Here is a 16,102-nt window from a genome sequence, read left to right as displayed (position 1 = left end):
CTCAGACCCCCGCAGCCGCGAGCTCGGCGGCCCGCCGGGCCGCCCCATCCATGGTGTCCACCCGCTCGACCAGCGGGTTGGCGGCGGCGTCGAGGATCGCCCGCCCCGCCTCGGCGTTGTTGCCGTCGAGCCGTACGACGAGCGGCTTGTCGACCGTCTCGCCCCGCTCGGTCAGCAGGGCCAGTGCCTGCACGATGCCGTTGGCGACCTCGTCGCAGGCGGTGATGCCACCGAAGACGTTGACGAAGACGCTGCGTACCGAGGGGTCGGAGAGGACGATCTCCAGTCCGTTGGCCATCACCGCCGCGCTCGCCCCACCGCCGATGTCGAGGAAGTTGGCCGGCTTCACGCCGCCGTACGACTCACCGGCGTACGCCACCACGTCGAGGGTGGACATGACCAGGCCGGCGCCGTTGCCGATGATGCCGACCTCGCCGTCCAGCTTGACGTAGTTGAGGTCCTTCTCCTTGGCCCGCTGCTCCAGCGGGTCCACCGCCGCCTGGTCGACCAGCGCCTCGTGGTCGGGGTGGCGGAAGCCGGCGTTCTCGTCCAGCGTGACCTTGGCGTCGAGGCAGAGCACCTCGCCGCTGTTCGTCTTCGCCAGCGGGTTCACCTCGACGAGGGTGGCGTCCTCGGCGATGAACGCCTGCCACAGGCGTACCGCGATCGGGACCACCTGCTCGGCGACCTCGGCCGGGAACTGGGCGGCGCTGACGATCTCCCGCGCCTTCGCCTCGTCGACCCCGGTGTTGGCGTCGATGGCGACCTTGGCCACCCGCTCCGGGGTCTCGGCGGCCACCTGTTCGATGTCCATCCCGCCGGCCACGCTGGCGATGCAGAGGAAGGTGCGGTTCGCCCGGTCGAGCAGATAGGAGAAGTAGTACTCCTCGGCGATGTCGGCGGTCACCGTGATCATGACCTTGTTGACCGTGTGGCCCTTGATGTCCATGCCGAGGATGTCGGTCGCCCTGGCCACCGCCTCGTCGGCGCCCTCGGCGAGCTTGACCCCGCCCGCCTTGCCCCGGCCACCGACCTTCACCTGAGCCTTGACGACCACCCGGCCGCCGAGGCGCTCGGCGATCGCGCGGGCCTCGTCGGGGGTCGTCGCGACACCGCCGGCGAGCACGGGCAAACCGTGCCGCTCGAACAGCTCACGCCCCTGGTATTCGTACAGGTCCACGATTGCGCGTCCCGTCCCGTCTCCGCGGCGCGCCTTCGCACCGCCGCCAGCGTGTTGATGAGTTGACGCCTGTCTGAGTACAAACAGGCCATCTGGCGCAGCCTAGCGAGGTGACCACGGGGGGCATCCACGTGGGTGCTCGGTGTGTGGTATCGCACAGCCGGTCGCCGGGGCCGGGAAAACTTTCCGGTGGCCGGCGTAACCCGAGGTTGGGGCGGTCGTTGAGTCTGATGTCGGAGCGCTGAGCGCGACGATGGGAGCGGCCGATGCCCTGTCGGTCGAGGGGTGGCGGCGGGGCATCGTGCATAGAGAGGCCGGACGTGTGAGGGGTGCGTCCGGCCTCTCCCCTTCCCCGCGGAGCCTCGTCCCGGGACCGGGGGTCAGCTGACCGCCGGCTGCCCCACGTTGGCCCGAACCCATTGGACGATCGACTGGGTGGTCGCCCCCGGCGTGAAGATCCGGGCCACTCCCAGCCGTTCCAGTTCGGGGATGTCGGCGTCCGGGATGATGCCGCCGCCGAAGACCACCAGATCCGCGGCGTCCCGCTCGCCGAGCAGTTCCAGCACGCGCCGGAACAGGGTCATGTGCGCGCCGGAGAGCACCGACAGGCCGATCGCGTCGGCGTCCTCCTGGATCGCGGTCTCGACGATCTGCTCAGGCGTCTGGTGCAGGCCGGTGTAGATGACCTCCATGCCCGCGTCCCGGAGCGCCCGGGCGACCACCTTGGCACCACGGTCATGGCCGTCCAGGCCGGGTTTGGCGACGACGACCCGGATCCGAGAACTCATCAGCGTTACACCTTTCCAGGACACCGCCGGATTTTCCTTAACGAACGGTAACCCGGCTGCCGGCGGCGCCGAAACTCCCGGCCCCGGCAGCCCGCGCGGAGCCGTTCCGGGATTGGGGAGACGGCCTCCGAAACCCCTAGGGGATCTTCCCCGGAGACCCGACGACCGGGACCGCCCCGATAACCCTCTGCTGGACGGAGCGTAACCGAGCGCGACTAACGAGGCCACCTATAAAAGGTTACGAGATATGGCATTTCGCAACGGACAGCCGCACACCGTACCGACAATTTGGCGGTGCGACTTGTGGCGCGCCTAGGGGTTGGTTACCGTGGCCCACGGTTGTCATCAGGTCCACGGCCCGGTGACAACGCGGTCAGCCGGAGTTCATCTCGACCTTCCGAACCCCGGCGATGGTCGCAACACTGACCCGACAACGGAGGGTGTGCGTGCGCCAGCGCCTGTCGTCTGAGCCCGATCGCTATCGAGGGCGACGTCGCGTCCCCACACCCCCACGCAGCCGTTACGCCGCCGTCGTCACCACCGCCTTCGTCGGTGCCGGTGTCGTCGCGCTCGGCGCCGGCGCCCTGCCGGACGCCAAGGTGGTCAGCCCGTCCGCGTTGGCGGATCTGGAGAAGGCCGCCGCCACCAGCGAGGACCTCAACTCCCGCGCGACCGACGCGGAGCGTTCGTCCCGGGACAGCGACCGGGGCGGGCTGGCGTCGACGCTGGCCGAGGCACCGGACGTCTGGCGGCTGCCGCTCGAGGGCTACGACCTGACCGCGCCCTACGGCATGCAGTGGGACAAGCTGCACCCCGGCATCGACCTGGCCGCGCCGGAGGGCACGACCTACCACGCCGTCCACGCGGGCACGGTGACCAAGGCCGGCTGGTTCGGCGGGTACGGCTACTGCGTGATCGTCGAGCACCCCGACGGCACCGAGTCGATCTACGGGCACTCGTCCAAGGTGCTGGTCGCCGAAGGCCAGGAGGTCAAGGCCGGCGACGAACTCGGCCTGGTCGGCAACACCGGCCACTCCTACGGCTCGCGACTCCATCTTGAGCTGCATGTCAACGGCAAGCCGACGGACCCGATCCCGTACCTGAAGGAGCGGGGCGTGGACCTCGCACTCCAGGTTGACGAGTTGTACGCCGACGTGGTCGGTTCCTGACTCCCGGTAACGCCAGCTTCCCGCCCAGCCCTCCGGGGTTGGGCGGTTTTTTCTGTCCGGTCATCCGGGAGCGGGGTCATGAAGTTGTCTCGGTCACATCGACAAATGTAGCCGAGACCACAGTCGATGGGTTCCTCGTATCGGTCATCGCCTCCGATTCCCGACACGAAACAGCAGGTCACGGACGGTCTTCCGGGCCGTCGGACGGACCCGGCGGAGGCGGCGGGCCGCGGCCCCGGACACGATTCCGGAGTCCATGGCCCGACCGTGAAGGGACCCGCAGTGCCGGAGAACGACCCGATCCTGCCCGAGACGAACGCCGACCCGGCCACGACCGGAGCCGCCGATGACCCGGCCGCCGGTGAGCGCCCCGCCTACCCGACGGTCCGACGGCTCCCCGGCGTACTCGCCGGCCGACTCGGGTTCCGGATCGCCGGTCAGCGCGGGCTCCGGGTCGCCGGACTGGTCGGCCTGCTCGGGCTGGCGATCGTCGGCGTCTCCACCGCGACGCTGGTCGGAGCAGATGGCGGCGACACCCCGTCCCGGGTGACGGTGGCACAGGACGAGGCGGCCCGGGCCGCCGCCGCGCAACGGGCCGACCGCTCCGCCCGGGAGGCGCCCACCACCGGCGTACCGACCCCGGCCCCGACCGCGAGCCCCTCGGCGACCGCGACGGCGCCGACCACCCCCCGGGCGACCCGGAAGGCGTCGAAGGCCAGCAAGGCGTCCACCGCCAAGCCGAAGCGGCCCGCCTGGGTCAACCCGATGCCGGGCGCGCCGGTCACCTCCTGCTACGGGATGCGGTGGGGCGCGCTGCACGCCGGCATCGACCTCGCCATGCCGTCGGGCACCCCGATCCACGCGGCCGGCGCCGGGACCGTGGTGACCGCCGGTCCGGCCTACACCGGGTACGGCATCTCGGTGGTCATCGACCACGGCAACGGCTACCTCACCCACTACGCCCACCAGAGCCGGGTCGCGGTCAGCGTCGGGCAGAAGGTCAGCGCCGGCCAGGTGATCGGGTACGAGGGTGCGACCGGCGACGCCACCGGGCCACACCTGCACTTCGAGGTGCACAAGGGGCTGTGGAACCAGGTCGACCCGGCTCCCTGGATGCGGGCCCGGGGCGTGGACCTCGGCTGCTGACGGGCGCCGCACCGGCCGGGCCGACACCGGCCTCCCCACACACCGGCCTCCGGGGCAGCGGATCAGGCGTCGAGAGTGATCGCGTTCTTGGCCCGCTCGACCGACTCCTCGGCCGGCCCGGCACCCGGGTTCTCGGTGGCGAGCGCCTGGTTGACGTCCACGAACGGACGCATCCGCCGCTCGTACCGGTCGAACGCGGCCTGGTGGTCGGCACCGGCCCGGCCGAGTTCCTCGGCGAGGACGTAGGCACCGACGAGCCCGAGGCTGGTGCCCTGGCCGGAGAGCAGTGCCGGGGCGTATCCCGCGTCGCCGAGCAGTGTCACCCGCCCTCGGGACCAGGTCGGCATCCGGACCTGGGCCACCTGGTCGAAGTAGAAGTCCGGCGCCGACCACATGGCCTTGAGCAGTCTCGGCACCTCCCACCGCAGCCCGGCGAGCCGGTCGGCGAGGAGTTGTCGTTGCTGGTCGAGGTCCCGGCGGTCGTACGTCAACGGTTCCGATCCGAAGCCGAGGTAGACCCGGAGTTCCGTGTTGTCCCGGGCCGACATGACGGCTCCGCCGACCCCGTTGGCCGGGTCCTGGATCCACACCTGCCAGTTGTCCAGGTCGAGGAGGTTCTCGGTGGTGAAGACCGCCAGGTACATGCCGAGGTGGTGGACGTACGGCTGCTCCGGGCCGAAGGCCAGCCGCCGTACCGTGGAGTGCAGGCCGTCGGCGCCGACCACCAGGTCGAAGGTGCGGCGCTCGCCCCGCACGAAGCCCACCTCGACACCGGATCCGGTCTGGGTCAGCTCGGCGATCGAGTTGCCGAAGAGGTACTCGACGTCGTCGCGGGTCCGCGCGTAGAGCAGTTCCACCAGGTCCTCGCGCAGCACCTCGACATCGTCGCTGTCGAGCCGCCCACTGCTCCGCACCCTCTCGGTCGAGCGCATCAACTCGTTGCCGTCCCCGTCGACCACCGACATGCCCCGCATCCGGGTACGCGCCTCGCGCAGCGGCGCGGACAGGCCCATCCGGTCCACCACCTCCAGCGCCGTACCCCGGACGTCGATCGCCTGGCCGCCGGCACGCAGGCCGGGTGCCCGCTCGACCACGGTGGGCTCGAACCCGTGACGGCGCAACCAGTACGCCAGAGCCGGTCCGGCGACGCCGGCTCCGGAGATCAGTACGGATGTCATGGCTCACGCTCCCTCTATACGCTGTATCAACCAGGAATGTACGGCGTATACGCATGGAGTACAAGCAAATTCTGCTCATCTGTCCTAGTACAGGCAACAGGTGAGGCGCTGCCCGGCTAGGATCTGTACTAGGACAGGTCCCGTGGAGGTGTGTGGTGCCAGCTGACCCGCCGTACCGGCGCATCGTCGCCGACCTCCGGCGACGCATCGCGACCGGCGAACTCGCCCCCGGCGACCGGGTGCCGTCGACCCGGCAGATCGCCACCGAATGGGGCGTCGCCCTGGCCACCGCGACCCGGGCCCTGAGCACCCTGCGCGAGCAGGGTGTGGTGCGGGCCCGCCCCCGGGTCGGCACGGTGGTGGCCGAGGCACCGGCCGCGCCGACACCACCACGGTCCGCCCGACAGCCGACCCGGCACACCACGCGGCAGCCCACCCGGCAGCCGACCGAACGGCCCGGTGCCGACCGGTCAGACGCGGCACAGCCGGGTCGGGAACCAGAGCTGGGACCATCCGGTCGGCGGCCGGCGGCCCGGGTCTCCGCACGCCCGGAAGCCGACGTGAACCGGGACCGGATCGTCCGCGCCGCCATCGAGATCGCCGACGCCGAAGGACTGGACGCGCTCTCCATGCGTGCCGTGGCGTCCCGGCTCGGAGTCTCCACCATGTCCCCCTACCGGTACGTCGGCAGCAAGGACGACCTCGTCCGGCTGATGGCCGACACGGCGTACGGCGAGCAGTACCCGCCCGAGTCGACGCCGGCGGGCTGGCGCAGCCAACTCGAACTCGGCGCGCGGGTGCTCTGGGAGCTGCACCGACGTCATCCCTGGCTGGCGCATACCGGCCCACTGAGCCGGCCACTGCCGCTGCCGAACCTGCTGGTCCACAGCGAGCGGATGCTCAGCGCCCTCGACGCCCTGGGCCTCGACCCGACGACCATGCTGGACGTGACCGTCCTGATCTACAACCACGTGCAGGGACTCGCCGTGCACCTGGAACGGGAGGCGCAGGCCAGGGCGGCCACCGGGCTCTCCGACGAGCAGTGGATCGACACCCAGGCGCCCGCGATGGACGCGCTGGCCACCGCCGGCCCCTACCCCACCTACGCCCGGATACTCGGCAGCTTCCGCCGGACCGGCTACGACCTGGACCTGACCCGCCTCTTCGAGCTGGGACTGCACGCCCTGCTGGACGGGCTCGCGGTACGGCTCGGACAGCGGACCGGGGCGGGACCCCGCTGAGGCCCGCCCCGGCGTCGCTCAGAGCTTGTCGATCGGGGCGTGCCGCAGCACCAGCCACAGCGTCTGGTCGCCGAAGTTGATCTGCGCCCGGGCGCCCGGTCCGTGCCCCTCGACCGCGAGCACCCGGCCGAGGCCGTACCGCTGGTGGTTGACCCGGTCCCCGACCTCGACCTTGGGCGGCTGCTTCAACTCGCTCGCGGTGCTGAGCCGGCTGGCGTCCACGCCCAGCCGCGAGGCGAGTTGGGCGGCCTTCGGCGTACCCCCGGTGAAGCCGCTCGGGCGTCGTTCGGTGCCGCGCCCGCCGACCCCGCCCCCGGTGCCGGACCACGACGTGTACGCCCCCTCGGTCCGCTCCCAGCGGACCAGGTCGGTCGGCAGCTCGTCCATGAACCGCGACGGCGGGTTGTACGACGGCTGCCCCCACGCCGAGCGGGTCACCGCCCGGGACAGGTAGAGCCGCTGCCGGGCCCGGGTGATCCCGACGTACGCCAACCGGCGTTCCTCCTCCAGCTCCCGGTTGTCACCGAGGGCCCGCAGGTGCGGGAAGACGCCGTCCTCCAGACCGGTCAGGAACACCACCGGGAACTCCAGGCCCTTGGCGGTGTGCAGGGTCATCAGGGTGACCACGCCCTGGTGGTCGGGATCGTCCGAGGGGACCTGGTCGGCGTCGGCGACGAGCGCGACCTGCTCCAGGAAGCCGGCCAGCGTGGCACCCGGCCCGCCCTCCTCCGCCAGCGCCTCGGCCCGCTCGGTGTACTCCCGGGCGACGCTGACCAGTTCCTGGAGATTCTCCACCCGACCGGCGTCCTGCGGGTCGAGGCTCTCCTCCAGCTCGGCGAGGTAGCCGGAACGGGTGAGCAGTGCCTCCAGCACCTCCTCCGGCAACGCGGTCCCGGCCAGCTCGCGTACCCCGTCGAGCAGGTTGACGAACTCGGCGATCGCGTTGGCAGCCCGGGTGGAGATGCCCGGCGCCTCCGCCGCCCGGTGCAGCGCGGCACCGAAGGAGATCCGGTCCCGGGTGGCGAGCGCCTCCACACACGCCTCGGCCCGGTCGCCGATCCCACGCCGGGGCGTGTTCAGGATGCGCCGGATGCTCACCGTGTCGTCGTCGTTGACCACCGCCCGCAGGTAGGCCAGGGCGTCCCGGACCTCCTTGCGCTCGTAGAACCGGACCCCACCGACCACCTTGTACGGCAGGCCGACCCGGATGAAGACCTCTTCGAAGACCCGGGACTGGGCGTTGGTGCGGTAGAAGACCGCCACGTCACCGGGGCGGGTCTGCCCGGCGTCGCAGAGCCGGTCGATCTCCCGGCCGACCCAGTCCGCCTCGGCGTGCTCGGTGTCGGCGACGTACCCGACGATCTGCTCCCCCAGGCCCTGCTCACTCCAGAGCCGCTTCGGCTTGCGGGAGGAGTTGCGCTCGATCACCGCGTTGGCGGCGTTCAGGATGGTCTGGGTCGAGCGGTAGTTCTGCTCCAGCAGGATGGTCCGGGCGTCGCGGAAGTCCCGCTCGAACTCCAGGATGTTGCGGATCGTCGCGCCCCGGAAGGCGTAGATCGACTGGTCGGCGTCACCGACCACGCAGAGTTCGGCCGGCTCGATGTCGCCACCGCTGCCGACCAGCTCCTTGACCAGCGTGTACTGCGCGTGGTTGGTGTCCTGGTACTCGTCGACCAGGACGTGCCGGAACCGACGGTGATAGCGCTCCGCGACGTGCGGGTGCGACTGCAGCAGATGCACCGTGGTCATGATCAGGTCGTCGAAGTCGAGGGCGTGCGCCTCGGTGAGCCGTCGCTGGTAGAGCGTGTACGCCTCGGCGAGGGCCCGCTCGTTCGGCCCGCTCGCCCGCGCGGCGAACGCCTCCGGGTCGACCAGTTCGTTCTTCAGGTTCGACACCTGGGCGGTCAGCCCCCGGGCCGGGTAACGCTTCGGGTCCAGGTCGAGTTCCCGGGCCACCAGCTGCATCAGCCGACGCGAGTCGTCCGCGTCGTAGATGGAGAACGTCGACTTCAGCCCGGCGTGCTCGTGCTCGGCCCGCAGGATGCGTACGCAGGCGGAGTGGAACGTGGAGACCCACATGAGCCGGGCCCGGGGCCCGACCAGGGCGGCGACCCGGTCCTTCATCTCCCCGGCCGCCTTGTTGGTGAAGGTGATCGCGATGATCTCCCCCGGGTGGACGTCCCGGGCGGCGAGCAGGTAGGCGATCCGGTGGGTGAGGACACGGGTCTTGCCCGAACCGGCTCCGGCGACGATGAGCAGCGGGGAGCCGGAGTGGGTCACCGCGTCCCGCTGGGGGCCGTTGAGCCCGTCCAGCAGGGCCTGCGGATCGAGGTGCGCCGGGCGGTGCCGGGGCGTGCCCGGGGCCGACTGGGCGTCGGGCGGCGGGGTCCCGAACGGTGGGGGGTCGAAGAGTGATTGCATCGCCTCGCGAGTCTATGCCGCCGGGCGGACAACAACCCCGCCGCACACGGCCCCTCGATCTGACGGCCCGCGCGATCCACGACCCGGCCCCCACCCCCACCGCCACCCCCGCGCACCCACGAGACCAGCCCCGCGCACCCCACGAGACCAGGCCCGATCGCCACCCGGGCATCTGCCGCCGCCCTGGTCACGGCTTTGCCGAACCGCTTGCCAAAGCACCGCCGGCTGGGCATACTCGACCCGTGATCCATCAGGCGCACTACTACTTTTACTACGGCACCGGGAGTCCGGCAGCCGTGGGTCGCGCCTGATCAATGACCTACGAAAAGCCCCGGGCTCCTGGAGCCCGGGGCTTTTCGCATCGGGATCCAGACACCGGGGACCGAACCGGCAGGGAGGACCCCATGAGCGCAGAACTGGCCGCGGATTCCGTCGAGGCCGTCGGGTCAACCGACGAGGCGGCCCACGAGACGGGCACCACCGCACCCGCGGCGTCGGAGCACATCCTCGGGTTGCGGGAGCGGATCGACCAGATCGACCGTGACCTGATCGCGCTCTGGAAGGAGCGGGCGGCCATCTCGCAGGAGGTCGGCCGGACCCGGATAGCGTCCGGCGGCACCCGGCTCGTCCTGTCCCGGGAGCGGGAGATCCTGGAGCGCTTCCGCCAGGAGTTGGGCGCGGACGGCACCCAGCTCGCCCTGCTGCTGCTGCGGGCGGGTCGCGGCCCGCTCTGAACCGCCGCGCCCTCGCCCGGGACGGACGCGAGCCCGGGAAAGACGCGAGCCCGGGACGCCGGCCGCATGGATGACGGCCCGCGCCCCGGGCAATGAGGAGGCGTTTCTACTCACTGGTGGTACAGCCGGGTCAGGCTGTCCACCAGCGCCTGACCGGTCTACTCGACCGCGTGCACCACGTTGCGCTCCTCCGCGAAGTGGCACGCGCTCGGGTGTGCCGAGTGCTCCCGGGTGACCAGCGCCGGCTCCTCGGTGGCGCAGATGTCCTGCGCCTTCCAGCAACGGGTCCGGAACCGGCAGCCCGACGGCGGGTTCGCCGGCGACGGCACGTCGCCCTCGAGGACGATCTGGTCCCGCTGACCCCGCAGCGTCGGGTCCGGCACCGGCACCGCCGAGAGCAGCGCCTGGGTGTACGGATGCGTCGGCCGCTCGTAGATCTCGTCCTCGGTACCGATCTCCACGATCTTCCCGAGGTACATCACCGCCACCCGGTCGGCGATGTGCCGCACCACCGACAGGTCGTGCGCGATGAAGATGTACGACAGCCCCAGCTCGTCCTGCAGACCCTCCAGCAGGTTGATCACCTGGGCCTGGATCGACACGTCCAGCGCCGACACCGGCTCGTCACAGACGATGATCTCCGGCTTCAACGCCAACGCCCGGGCGATCCCGATCCGCTGCCGCTGACCACCCGAGAACTGGTGCGGGTACCGGTTCAGGTGCTCCGGGTTCAGGCCCACCAGTTCGAGCAGCTCCTGCACCCGCCGCTTCCGCTCGCCCCGGGGGGCCACCTCCGGGTGGATGTCGAACGGCTCACCGATGATGTCGCCGACCGTCATCCGCGGGTTCAGCGAGGTGTACGGGTCCTGCATCACCATCTGGATGTTGCGACGGGCCCGACGCAGTGCGGCGCCGGTCAGCTTCGGCATGTCCTGGCCGCGTACGTTGATCGCTCCGTCGGTCGGCTTCTCCAGGCCGACCAGGAGCTTGGCCAGGGTGGACTTGCCACAGCCGGACTCGCCCACCACGCCGAGGGTCTCTCCCCGGCGCAGTTTCAGGTCCACCCCGTCGACCGCCCGGACCGCGCCGATCTTCCGCTGGAAGACGATGCCGCGGGTGATCGGGAAATGCTTGATCAGTCCCGTGGTCTCGAGCACGATCTCTTTGTCACTTGACGGCTGGCTCATCGCCGACCACCTCCGTCCAGAAATGGCACCGCGCGGTCCGGCCGGCCGCCACGTCGTACTGGGGCGGTGGCGGATCGGCCCGGCAGACGTCCCGGGCGTACGCACAGCGCGGGTGGAACGGGCAACCCGCCGGGATGCGGGTCAGGTTCGGCGGCAGACCCTTGATCACATTGAGCTGCTGGCCCTTCAGGTCCAGCCGCGGAATCGACTCCAACAGAGCCTTGGTGTACGGGTGCGCCGGCCGGGCGTAGATGTCCAGGACCGGCGCCTCCTCGACCACCTTGCCGGCGTACATCACCGAGATCCGGTCGGCCACGTCCGCGACCACCCCCATGTCGTGGGTGATCAGGATCATGCCCATGTTCCGCTCGCGCTGCAGTTCGGCGAGCAGGCTCATGATCTGCGCCTGCACGGTCACGTCGAGCGCGGTGGTCGGCTCGTCGGCGATCAGCACCCGGGGGTCCAGGGCCAGCGCCATCGCGATCATCACGCGCTGCCGCATGCCGCCGGAGAACTGGTGCGGGTAGTCGTTGATCCGCTGCCGGGCGGCAGGGATCTTGACCATGTCCAGCAGTTCGATCGAGCGCCGCTTGGCGTCCTGGCGGGAGGTACCGCGGTGCATCCGGAACAGTTCACCGAGCTGGAACCCGACCGAGAAGACCGGGTTCAGCGCGGAGAGCGCGTCCTGGAAGATCATCGCGATGTGGTTGGCGCGTACCTTGCGTCGCTCCTCCTCCGGGAGCTTCAGCAGGTCGACGCCGCGGTAGCGGATCTCACCGCCGGTGACGAAACCGGGTGGCGAGTCGAGGATGCCCATGATCGCCTGGGCGGTGACGGACTTGCCGCAGCCGGACTCGCCGAGGATCGCCAGGGTCTCGCCCGGGTCCAGCGCCAGGTTGACGCCGTTGATCGCCTTGGCCACGCCCGCCTGGGTGCGGAACTCGACGTGCAGGTTCTCGACCTCGAGCAGCCGGGCGCTGGAGTCCAGCCCCGGCAGGACGTCGATCTCAGCCTTGATGTCGGTCATGGCTCAACTCACCGCAGCCTCGGGTCGAAGGCGTCGCGGATCGCGTCGCCGAGCATGATGAACGCCAGTACGGTCGCGGCAAGGAACACCGACGGCCAGACCAGCGGGGTGGCCGTCTCCCGGACGAACGGCGCCGCCACCGAGATGTCGATGCCCCAGGAGATGGCGTTGCCGCGCAGGCCGACACCGAGGAACGTCAGGGTGGCCTCGGTGGCGATGTTGATACCGAGCAGGATGGTCAACACCACCACGAACGGCGCGGCGGCGTTCGGCAGGATGTGCCGGAGCATCAGCCGGCCGTGACCGGCACCGAGCATCCGGGCCGCCGCGACGTAGTCCTGGTTCTTCGCCGAGATGACCGACGAACGCATGATCCGGGCAGCGGTGGTCCAGGTCAGTACGCCCAGCGTGAACACCACCGCCCAGAAGCCCGAGTTCTGCGGGTCCGACGCCAGCCGGCGGGCCAGCACGATCGCGGCCAGCAGGGTGGGAATGCCCAGCACGATGTCGATGCCCCGGGCCAGTACGGCGTCGACCCAGCCGCCGAAGTAGCCGGAGGCCATTCCGATGACGAGCCCGATCAGCCCGGCGATGATCGTGGCGAAGAGTCCGATCAGGACCGAGTTGCGGGCGCCGTAGACGGTCCGGGCGTAGACGTCGCAGCCCTGGAAGTTGTAGCCGAAGATCGCCCCGCCGCTCGGCCCGGCGTGCTGCCGCGAGAGCTGGCAGAGGCCCGGGTCGGCGGAGGTGAACAGGCTCGGGAAGGCGGCCATGGTGACGACCAGGAGGACCAGCACCGAGGCGGCCCAGAAGATCCAGTTACGCCGGAGGTCCTGCCAGGCGTCGCCGGCCAGGCTGCGTGGCTTCTCCGGGCCGTCGTCACCCGCCGCGGCAATGGTCGGAGTCTCGGTCTGTGCGACTGATTCCATGTTACTCATCGGACGCCTCGCTTACTCACGTCGCCACCATGCCCGGACCGGCGCCGCCGTGACGCACACACACAGAGCGGAAGGGTTTGTTCACTCATAACGGATCCTCGGGTCGAGGACCGCGTACAACAGGTCGACGATCAGGTTCACGACCAGGAAGACGATCACCAGGATGCTGACGAAGCCGACCACCAGCGGGCCGTCCTCGGTCCGGATGCCCCGGAACAGGTTGAAGCCGACCCCGGGGATGTTGAACACGCCCTCGGTCACGATCGCGCCGGCCATCAGGCCGCCGAGGTCGAGGCCGATCAGCGTCACCACCGGGATCAGCGAGTTCCGGAGCACGTGCACGCCGATCACCCGGCGCTTCGACAGGCCCTTGGCCCGGGCGGTCCGAACGTAGTCCGACCGGAGGTTCTCCGCCACCGAGGCGCGGGTGACCCGCAACTGGGTGGCGATCACGAGGCTGGCCAGCACGAGCGCCGGCAGCATGAGTTGGTACAACCCGGGTTCGGCGCCGGCGGTCGTCGGGAACCACTTCAACTGCACCCCGAAGAGGAGCTGGGCCAGCGGCGCCAGCACCACGATCGGCAGGGCGAGCAGCACCAGCGTGATGAAGAGGGTGACGGTGTCGAAGGGGCCGCCCCGACGGATGCCGGAGACGACGCCGGCGGTCACCGCGACAAGCACCGCGATGATGAGCGCGAAGAGGGCGAGCCGGAACGTCACCGGCCACGCCTGCTGCATCATGTCGGAGATCTTGCGGTTGGTGAGCGAGATGCCGAAATCACCGGTGAGCAGGCCACGCATGTAATGCCCATATTGGGCGATGAAAGGCTCGTCCAGGTGATACCTTTCGGTGAGCGCCTGCCGGACGTTCGGTGCCAGCGGCTTCTCACCGGCCAACGCCTGGAGCGGGTCGTCCTGGTTGGCGAACATCAGCGCGTACACGATGAAGGTGGCCCCGAAAAACGTCAGGACCCCTTGCAGCACGCGCCGCACGAAGTAGCGGAACATATCCCAAGTCCTCTGCGGATACGAGCACCGGCGGCTGCCTGGAGGGCAGCCGGACCGTGATGCCCACGGTGGCGAGCACAGCCCCCACCGGCCCGGGTCGGGTCGGTGAAGCCCGCACGAACGGTCCGGTCCGACCCGGAGTGACCGGGGGGAGGACCGGACCGTTCGCCGCTCAGCGGTCAGATCAGCTCGCGGGCTCGAGCTTCAGCAGGTCGACCTTCGAGAACTTGTCGAGCTCGACGTTCTTGACCTTCTCGGAGTGCCCGAAGACGTTCTGGCCGAGACGCAGCGGGATCACCGGCATGTCGCGGGCCAGGATGTCCTCGGCCTGCTGCCAGATCTTGATGGCCTCCTCCGGCGTCTTCGCCGCCGAACCCTGCTTCACCAGGTTGTCGAACTCCGGGTTGCTGTAACCGTAGTAGTTCGACGAACCACCGGTGCCGTACAGCGGGCCGAGGTAGTTCTCCATCAGCGGGTAGTCCATGATCCAGCCGAGCCGGATCAGGCCGACGTCTTCCTTGTTCTCGACCTTGGTCAGCAGGTCCGCGAACTTCGGCTCGCCGACACCGACGCAGTCCACGCCGAGGTTGGTCTTGAGCTGGTTGCAGGTCGCGTCGACCCACGGCTTGTGGCCACCGTCGGCGTTGTAGGTGAACTTGATCTGCTTCGGACCGCCGGCGGCCTCGTACTGCGCCTTGGCCTTGACCGGGTCGTACACGCACGCCTCGCCGCAGGTGTTCTCGCGGTAGCCGGCGACGGCCGGGGAGACGAACGAGGTCGCCGGGGTCTGGGCGCCCCGGAAGATGGTGTCGGTGATCTCCTTGCGGTTGATCGCCATGGAGATCGCCTTGCGGACCTCGACCTTCGAGTACTGCGGGAGGAAGGTCGGGAAGCCCATGAACTGGAAGGTGGAGTTCGGGCTGGTCTTGAACCGGTCACCCAGTTCGGCCGGCGCGCTGGCCAGGTTCTCGATCGGGATCTGGGTCATGATGTCGAGCTGGCCGCTCTGCAGGTCGGCGTAGGCCGTCGTCTGCTCCTGGTAGATCTTGTAGAGCACGCCACCGATCTTCGGCTTCTCACCCGTGTAGCCGTCGAACGCCTCGACCTCGACCTTGGAGTCGTGCTCCCACTTGCCCTTGATCTTGAACGGGCCGTTACCGATCGGCGCCTGCTCGAAGTCCTCCTTGAGCACACCGTCGGACGCCCACGCCGCCTCGGGCAGCGGGTAGAACGTGGTGTAGCCCATGACCGAGCGCCAGCCGGAGAAGGGCTCCTTCAGCGTCACGGTGAAGGTGGACTCGTCGACCTTCGCCAGACCGGTCATGGTCTTGGCCGCCGGCTCCGGAGCCTTCTGCGGGCCCTCCTCGCCGTCCGGGTCCGTGGACTGCAGCGCGTCGTAGCCCTCGACCCGCTCCAGGAAGTAGGAGCCGCCGTTGCCGTTCGGCCCGTACGCCGCGTGGTTCCAGGCCTTGATGTAGCTGTCGGCGGTGACCTTCTCGCCGTTGTGGAAGGTGTAGCCGCTCTTGAGCTTGACGGTCCAGACCTTGTTGTCCTGGGACTCGACCGACTCGGCGGCCACCAGGACCGGGTTGTTGTTGGCGTCGAAGTCGATCAGGGGGGTGTAGAGGGCGGCGAGCACCTCCGCACAGTTGGACTCGGTGCAGTTGGACGGGATCATGTGCTGCGGCTCGCCGATGTTGATCGAGACCACCAGCCCCTGGGCTTCGGCCTCGTCACCGCCTCCGCTGCAACCTGCCGCCAACAACATTATGGCGGTCGCTCCGACCGCCATCTTGAACGGGAAATGCCCGCGCATGAGTAGAGCCTCCTCAGGGCGCTCACGAGGGACTGTGAGGTGACTGACACTGTGACACTGAGCTGCCTAGCGCGGAAAGGTGCCGTTATCAACCCGTTAGTTGCCGGCCATGTTTCAGGCCGGTTGACGGTCATCCACAGTCCATCCGGAGCCCACGACTGAGCAGCTCAAACACCTGTGACATGGTCATCTCCACCGATGCCTGGCGGGCCCGTTGTGACCTAGCCCGCGTCCCCCTCGATGCCCTGCGATGTCAAGCGAGTACCGTC

The 16,102-nt window shown here is 69.6% G+C and carries 13 protein-coding genes; 4 read left to right on the top strand and 9 right to left on the bottom strand.

What is annotated here, in order from left to right; genetic code table 11:
• Window position 1: 1 nt before the first annotated feature.
• Entirely contained in the window at window positions 2-1,180 is a 1,179-nt protein-coding gene (gene sucC / locus V1633_RS33005) for an ADP-forming succinate--CoA ligase subunit beta (protein WP_331218242.1), read from the bottom strand.
• 380 nt (window positions 1,181-1,560) lie between these two features.
• Window positions 1,561-1,968: a cobalamin B12-binding domain-containing protein gene (locus V1633_RS33000; RefSeq protein ID WP_331218241.1), complete on the bottom strand. Its 408-nt coding sequence runs from the start codon at window positions 1,966-1,968 to the stop codon at window positions 1,561-1,563.
• Window positions 1,969-2,414: 446 nt separating this feature from the next.
• Here V1633_RS33000 and V1633_RS32995 point away from each other — a divergent pair, with 446 nt between their 5' ends.
• The gene (locus V1633_RS32995; RefSeq protein ID WP_331218240.1) at window positions 2,415-3,137 is read left to right on the top strand and encodes a M23 family metallopeptidase; all 723 of its coding nucleotides are present in this window, start codon (window positions 2,415-2,417) and stop codon (window positions 3,135-3,137) included.
• A gap of 267 nt (window positions 3,138-3,404) precedes the next feature.
• Window positions 3,405-4,283, top strand: a complete 879-nt coding sequence (locus tag V1633_RS32990; RefSeq protein ID WP_331218239.1) for a M23 family metallopeptidase — start codon at window positions 3,405-3,407, stop codon at window positions 4,281-4,283.
• A 62-nt stretch (window positions 4,284-4,345) separates the two neighbouring features.
• Here the strand turns inward: V1633_RS32990 and V1633_RS32985 are convergent, their stop codons facing one another.
• A complete protein-coding gene (locus V1633_RS32985; protein WP_331218238.1) occupies window positions 4,346-5,461 on the bottom strand; it encodes an FAD-dependent monooxygenase in 1,116 nt (371 codons plus the stop codon).
• 155 nt (window positions 5,462-5,616) lie between these two features.
• Here V1633_RS32985 and V1633_RS32980 point away from each other — a divergent pair, with 155 nt between their 5' ends.
• Window positions 5,617-6,702: a GntR family transcriptional regulator gene (locus V1633_RS32980; protein WP_331218237.1), complete on the top strand. Its 1,086-nt coding sequence runs from the start codon at window positions 5,617-5,619 to the stop codon at window positions 6,700-6,702.
• Between the two features lie 18 nt (window positions 6,703-6,720).
• Here the strand turns inward: V1633_RS32980 and pcrA are convergent, their stop codons facing one another.
• Window positions 6,721-9,123: a DNA helicase PcrA gene (gene pcrA / locus V1633_RS32975; RefSeq protein WP_331218236.1), complete on the bottom strand. Its 2,403-nt coding sequence runs from the start codon at window positions 9,121-9,123 to the stop codon at window positions 6,721-6,723.
• Between the two features lie 404 nt (window positions 9,124-9,527).
• Here pcrA and V1633_RS32970 point away from each other — a divergent pair, with 404 nt between their 5' ends.
• Window positions 9,528-9,857: a chorismate mutase gene (locus V1633_RS32970; RefSeq protein ID WP_331218235.1), complete on the top strand. Its 330-nt coding sequence runs from the start codon at window positions 9,528-9,530 to the stop codon at window positions 9,855-9,857.
• A gap of 158 nt (window positions 9,858-10,015) precedes the next feature.
• Here V1633_RS32970 and V1633_RS32965 read toward each other — a convergent pair whose 3' ends face one another.
• The 5 genes from V1633_RS32965 to V1633_RS32945 form a co-directional block, all read right to left on the bottom strand.
• Window positions 10,016-11,044: an ABC transporter ATP-binding protein gene (locus V1633_RS32965; RefSeq protein WP_331218234.1), complete on the bottom strand. Its 1,029-nt coding sequence runs from the start codon at window positions 11,042-11,044 to the stop codon at window positions 10,016-10,018.
• Window positions 11,025-12,071: an ABC transporter ATP-binding protein gene (locus tag V1633_RS32960; protein WP_331218233.1), complete on the bottom strand. Its 1,047-nt coding sequence runs from the start codon at window positions 12,069-12,071 to the stop codon at window positions 11,025-11,027. Before V1633_RS32960 ends, V1633_RS32965 begins: the two co-directional genes overlap by 20 nt.
• An 8-nt stretch (window positions 12,072-12,079) precedes the next feature.
• Window positions 12,080-13,009, bottom strand: a complete 930-nt coding sequence (locus V1633_RS32955; RefSeq protein WP_331218232.1) for an ABC transporter permease — start codon at window positions 13,007-13,009, stop codon at window positions 12,080-12,082.
• Between the two features lie 81 nt (window positions 13,010-13,090).
• On the bottom strand, window positions 13,091-14,017 hold the full coding sequence (locus tag V1633_RS32950; protein ID WP_331218231.1) for an ABC transporter permease: 927 nt from the start codon (window positions 14,015-14,017) through the stop codon (window positions 13,091-13,093).
• Between the two features lie 184 nt (window positions 14,018-14,201).
• On the bottom strand, window positions 14,202-15,833 hold the full coding sequence (locus tag V1633_RS32945; protein ID WP_407952150.1) for a peptide ABC transporter substrate-binding protein: 1,632 nt from the start codon (window positions 15,831-15,833) through the stop codon (window positions 14,202-14,204).
• Between the last annotated feature and the right edge of the window lie 269 nt (window positions 15,834-16,102).

It is taken from the genome of Plantactinospora sonchi (assembly GCF_036422035.1).
GTDB classification, from domain to species: Bacteria; Actinomycetota; Actinomycetes; order Mycobacteriales; family Micromonosporaceae; genus Plantactinospora; species Plantactinospora sonchi.
Note: the sequence above shows the minus strand (reverse complement) of the source record. Positions and strands in the feature narration are given on the sequence as shown.

Coding starts and splice junctions, on each gene's coding strand:
- V1633_RS33000 (WP_331218241.1), bottom strand. CDS start 1,968: ATGAGTTCTCGGATCCGGGTCGTCGTCGCCAAACCCGGCCTGGACGGC.
- V1633_RS32985 (WP_331218238.1), bottom strand. CDS start 5,461: ATGACATCCGTACTGATCTCCGGAGCCGGCGTCGCCGGACCGGCTCTG.
- pcrA (WP_331218236.1), bottom strand. CDS start 9,123: ATGCAATCACTCTTCGACCCCCCACCGTTCGGGACCCCGCCGCCCGAC.
- V1633_RS32970 (WP_331218235.1), top strand. CDS start 9,528: ATGAGCGCAGAACTGGCCGCGGATTCCGTCGAGGCCGTCGGGTCAACC.
- V1633_RS32965 (WP_331218234.1), bottom strand. CDS start 11,044: ATGAGCCAGCCGTCAAGTGACAAAGAGATCGTGCTCGAGACCACGGGA.
- V1633_RS32960 (WP_331218233.1), bottom strand. CDS start 12,071: ATGACCGACATCAAGGCTGAGATCGACGTCCTGCCGGGGCTGGACTCC.
- V1633_RS32955 (WP_331218232.1), bottom strand. CDS start 13,009: ATGAGTAACATGGAATCAGTCGCACAGACCGAGACTCCGACCATTGCC.
- V1633_RS32950 (WP_331218231.1), bottom strand. CDS start 14,017: ATGTTCCGCTACTTCGTGCGGCGCGTGCTGCAAGGGGTCCTGACGTTT.
- V1633_RS32945 (WP_407952150.1), bottom strand. CDS start 15,833: ATGCGCGGGCATTTCCCGTTCAAGATGGCGGTCGGAGCGACCGCCATA.